Here is a 4,427-nt window from a genome sequence, read left to right on the forward strand (position 1 = left end):
GTTCGGAGGCCTACTTTGTTTTCCCTCTGGCGCAAGGCACGCCGGGAAAACAGTGCGGCCTCGCGGCTACTGGGGTCTACCAGCCTTCGCTTCGCTCTCCATGGCTGGCAGCGATTGAAAGCGCTAAAGACAGCTAACAAGGCGCTCGTTCGGACGCAAACTACGCTGCGCTTCGTTTGCGCCGAACAGCTTGGTCGTTATGCTTCATGGCTCTTGGTAAAACAGTGTGGAAGCTCAGTAAAATAGCGCTATCCAGCACTACTTACCATGGGGGCCACTATGGAACTTGAAGAGCACTATAGCCAGCTACTGGGCATCGATAGTCCGTGGGAAATCTACGACGTAGAACTGAGTAGAACTGAAAGTAGAAGCGTCTCGTCTGGATATCTGGATCGAATACATGGAAGACAAAGGGGCCTGCCCTGAATGCGGTGCGACCTGTCCCAGATATGACACGCGCAAGGAACGTACTTGGCGTCATCTCGATACTATGCAGTTTTCGACCCACCTCCATCGGAGTTTGTCAACATAGTTGTGTGTGCCGCAGCAATGCGAATCGATTGGCAGGAAGCTGACAGTGCAGCATGAGAAGTGGTGCGAACCATCGTGAAGGTATCGAAACTGACAGGTGACATCAAAACCGGGGGCCACAACCTTGGAATATGATCACATGGAACCTGACGCCTAGTGTAAAAACGAAGGGTTTAGTGGAACAGTATGACCAATAACAACAAGGATCTCGAATTACGCCTCTGGGGCGCTGCAGACGAACTGCGGGCCAACTCCAAACTGAAGGCTTCAGAATACTCCATACCTGTGCTGGGGCTGATCTTTCTGCGTTTTGCGGATGCCAAGTTCTCGCATGCGCAGCAACAGATCGGCAAGCAGGGGAAGTGGCGCCGGCGCAGCACCAGTGACAAGGAGCGCTATCAGGCCATGGGCGTGCTTTACCTGCCGGAAGAAGCGCGCTTCGAGAACCTGCTGGATCTCCCGGAGGGAGAGAATATCGGCCAGGCGATCAATGATGCCATGCGTGCCATCGAGGCCGAGAACCCCGATCTCAAGGATGTGCTGCCAAAGACCTACAACCGCCTGGAAAACAGGATTCTGGTGGAACTGCTCAAAATGATGGGTTCCATCCCTATGGACATGGAGGGTGATGCCTTCGGCAAGGTCTATGAATATTTCCTCGGCAAGTTCGCCATGACCGAGGGGCAGAAGGGCGGCGAGTTCTACACCCCCACCAGCATCGTCAAGCTCATCGTCGAGATCATCGAACCCTTCCACGGACGCATCTTCGACCCGGCCTGCGGCTCTGGTGGCATGTTCGTGCAATCCGCCCGTTTTGTGCGAGAGCACAAGGCCAATGCCATGGAGGAGATCAGTATCTATGGCCAGGAACGGGTGGCCGAAACCGTGCGGCTGGGCAAGATGAACCTGGCCGTGCATGGCCTGGCCGGAGATATTCGCCAGGGCAACACCTACTACGAAGACCCGCACAACTCAACCGGCAAATTCGACTTCGTGATGGCCAATCCGCCCTTCAATGTCAATGCGGTGGACAAGGAACGTCTCAAGGATGATCCGCGTTATCCCTTTGGCATGCCGCGCACGGACAATGCCAATTACCTGTGGATCCAGCATTTCTACAGCGCCTTGAGCGATACGGGCCGCGCCGGTTTCGTCATGGCCAACTCGGCCTCCGATGCCCGCGCCTCGGAGCTGGAGATCTGCAAGCAGCTCATCCAGGCCAAGGCCGTGGACGTGATGGTGGCAATCGGCTCCAACTTCTTCTACACCGTCACCTTGCCCTGCACCCTCTGGTTCCTTGACAATGGCAAGCGTGGCACCGAATGCGAAGATACCGTGCTCTTCATCGACGCCCGCCACATCTACCGCCAGATCGACCGTGCCCATCGTGACTTCACACCGGAGCAGATCGAGTTTTTGGCCAATATCGTGCGCCTTTATCGTGGCGAGGAACCGGAGAACCTGCACGACAGTGCCGCGATGCTGGAAGAGAAGTTCCCGGATGGCAGCTACCTAGATGTGCCCGGCCTGTGCAAGGTGGCGACCATTGAGGAGATCGAGGCCCAGGGCTGGAGCCTCAATCCGGGCCGTTACGTGGGTGTGGCGGCACGGGAAGAGGACGATTTCGACTTCTTCGAGCGGCTGGAAGAGCTGAATGAGGCGCTGGAGGTGCTGAACAGCGAGGCAAGGGAGTTGGAAGAGCGGATTGCCGGAAATATTGTGTCGATTATGGAAGGTGGTCGGACATGACGGATATTTGGAAGGACTGTGTTCTTGGTGATGTGGTTAATCTGAAAAGAGGATATGATTTACCGAAGAAAAAACGTGTGGATGGGGAATTTCCGATCGTTTCTTCAAGCGGCATCAGTGGTTTTCATGTTGAAGCTAAAGTCAAAGGACCGGGTGTTGTTACAGGTCGATATGGGACTCTTGGAGAAGTGTTTTATATAAGTGGCGACTTTTGGCCGCTAAACACTGCTTTGTATGTTCAGGACTTTAAAGGAAATAATAGAAAATTTATCAGCTATTTCCTCAAGACCTTACATCTAGGAACGCAGAATGTGGCAGGGGCTGTGCCTGGGGTTAATCGTAACTATCTACACATGCTTCCGGTTCGTACACCACCTCTAATTCTCCAACAAAAAATCGCCGCCATCCTCTCCGCCTACGACGACCTGATCGAGAACAACCTGCGGCGCATAAAAATCCTGGAGGAGATGACCCAAAACCTCTACCGCGAATGGTTCGTCAAGTTCCGCTTCCCCGGCCACGCGAAGGTGCGCATGGTCGATTCCCCGCTGGGGAAGATTCCGGAGGGGTGGGAGGTTGTGACACTTGGCGAGCTTGTGAATATCCCTAAAGGGAAAAATATAACCAAAAAAACTATTGTTCCAGGAGATGTGCCTGTGGTTGCTGGCGGTATTGCGCCCGCCTACTATCATAATGCCGCCAATACAAGGAACCCAGTTATCACTATAAGTGCTTCTGGTGCAAATGCAGGGTTTGTGAATCTGTATTATCATGATGTTTGGGCATCAGATTGTTCTGTTATAGATTTAAGCGCAACGAAGTATGTTTATTACTTTTATTTGCTACTAAAAGACCGCCAATATGAAGTGACGAGACTACAAAGGGGTGCAGCACAGCCGCACGTCTATCCGAAAGACTTAATGGCCTTGGACGCTCTCTCAGTACCAGAAGAAATATTGGAGTTTTTTGCACGGAAGATAGGCCCAATATTTAAAATGATAAAGAATATGAAAGAGAAAAATAAAAACCTCCACCAAACCCGCGACCTTCTCCTCCCCAAACTCATCTCCGGTGAGTTGGATATCTCGGAACTTGAAATCGACACAGGAAAGGAAGCCGCATGAGCAAAACCGTATTCAAGCAAGTCAACTATACACTGGGCGATCTGGTCAGCTATGTCGAGCTTGGCGAAGTCGGTCTGCCGGATATACACCGTCCCTTCATCTGGAAGAACGCCAAGGTGCGGGATCTGTTTGACTCCATGTATCGCGGCTACCCGGTGGGTTATCTGCTGTTGTGGCGGAACGCCTATGAAGAAGACAGCAAAGCCATCGGTACGAATGGTAAGCAGATGCCACCGCGCCTGTTGATCGTGGATGGGCAACAACGCCTGACTTCGCTTTATGCTGTGCTCAGTGGCATTCCTGTGGTACGCGACAACTATGATGCATAGGCCATCGAAATCGCTTTCAATCCGTTGCAGGAGAAATTCGAGGTGGCGGATGCAGCGGTGAGGAGGGATAAGTCCTACATCCCCAATATCTCCCGGGTCTGGTCGAAGGAATCTGATCTTTTTGATCTGCTCGATGATTACATGGAAGGGCTGGAATCGAGCCGGGAGGTCCAAGCGTGTCTTCGGCCTCGTGATAGATTTTGGGACATCCTAGTCCCCAAAATCGACTCGGCCTTTGACAACCTATTGGTGCCCCAGCCGTCCTGGTCACCAAGCACTGCGCAACAACTTCGCAAGCTCGTTGCTGCTCCGTACTTGTCTCCCAATGACTGGACGCCGCGTTCGGAGGCCTACTTTGTTTTCCCTCTGGCGCAAGGCACGCCGGGAAAACAGTGCGGTCTCGCGGCTACTGGGGACTACCAGCCTTCGCTTCGCTCTCCATGGCTGGCAGCGATCGACTCCGGCCAGGAGGCAGCATGAGCTTCGACGCGAATCAACCTTTCAATGATCTACCACTGCTGCCGCCGGGCGTGCAATTGGAGACGGTGCCGGTGCTCAAGCAGGCGATTGCCACTTCCCGTGAGTTGGCTGAATTGAAGGGTGCAGGCAATTTGATCCCCAACCAGAAGATCCTGCTGACCGGTATCGTTTTGCAGGAAGCCCGCCTTTCGTCTGAGATCGAGAACATCGTTAC

7 protein-coding genes are annotated in these 4,427 nt (G+C 53.2%); all 7 read left to right on the plus strand.

The window, feature by feature from the left end; all coding sequences use genetic code 11:
* Window positions 1-15 precede the first annotated feature (15 nt).
* A complete protein-coding gene (locus ACOCD2_RS13100; protein ID WP_293674985.1) occupies window positions 16-246 on the plus strand; it encodes a hypothetical protein in 231 nt (76 codons plus the stop codon).
* Between the two features lie 154 nt (window positions 247-400).
* The gene (locus ACOCD2_RS13105) at window positions 401-532 is read left to right on the plus strand and encodes a transposase family protein (protein ID WP_368857674.1); all 132 of its coding nucleotides are present in this window, start codon (window positions 401-403) and stop codon (window positions 530-532) included.
* A gap of 185 nt (window positions 533-717) precedes the next feature.
* Window positions 718-2,280, plus strand: a complete 1,563-nt coding sequence (locus ACOCD2_RS13110; RefSeq protein WP_293652911.1) for a class I SAM-dependent DNA methyltransferase — start codon at window positions 718-720, stop codon at window positions 2,278-2,280.
* The gene (locus ACOCD2_RS13115) at window positions 2,277-3,404 is read left to right on the plus strand and encodes a restriction endonuclease subunit S (RefSeq protein ID WP_296804263.1); all 1,128 of its coding nucleotides are present in this window, start codon (window positions 2,277-2,279) and stop codon (window positions 3,402-3,404) included. The genes ACOCD2_RS13110 and ACOCD2_RS13115 overlap by 4 nt, the downstream gene beginning before the upstream one ends.
* Window positions 3,401-3,733 carry a DUF262 domain-containing protein gene (locus tag ACOCD2_RS13120; protein ID WP_293672392.1) on the plus strand — a complete coding sequence of 111 codons (333 nt, stop codon included), beginning with the start codon at window positions 3,401-3,403 and terminating at the stop codon, window positions 3,731-3,733. Before ACOCD2_RS13115 ends, ACOCD2_RS13120 begins: the two co-directional genes overlap by 4 nt.
* 24 nt (window positions 3,734-3,757) lie before the next feature.
* The gene (locus ACOCD2_RS13125; protein WP_419587929.1) at window positions 3,758-4,213 is read left to right on the plus strand and encodes a hypothetical protein; all 456 of its coding nucleotides are present in this window, start codon (window positions 3,758-3,760) and stop codon (window positions 4,211-4,213) included.
* Window positions 4,210-4,427, plus strand: a 218-nt coding sequence (locus tag ACOCD2_RS13130) for a Fic/DOC family N-terminal domain-containing protein (protein ID WP_293653878.1), incomplete at its 3' end; no start/stop codon positions are given. The genes ACOCD2_RS13125 and ACOCD2_RS13130, both read left to right, overlap by 4 nt.

Origin of the sequence: Thiolapillus sp. (assembly GCF_048562965.1) — a bacterium.
GTDB classification, from domain to species: Bacteria; Pseudomonadota; Gammaproteobacteria; order Chromatiales; family Chromatiaceae; genus Thiolapillus; species Thiolapillus brandeum_A.

What these genes read in the sequence shown, in the direction of transcription:
- ACOCD2_RS13105 (WP_368857674.1), top strand. Translation starts at nt 401, where the DNA reads ATGGAAGACAAAGGGGCCTGCCCTGAATGCGGTGCGACCTGTCCCAGA.
- ACOCD2_RS13120 (WP_293672392.1), top strand. Translation starts at nt 3,401, where the DNA reads ATGAGCAAAACCGTATTCAAGCAAGTCAACTATACACTGGGCGATCTG.
- ACOCD2_RS13115 (WP_296804263.1), top strand. Translation starts at nt 2,277, where the DNA reads ATGACGGATATTTGGAAGGACTGTGTTCTTGGTGATGTGGTTAATCTG.
- ACOCD2_RS13110 (WP_293652911.1), top strand. Translation starts at nt 718, where the DNA reads ATGACCAATAACAACAAGGATCTCGAATTACGCCTCTGGGGCGCTGCA.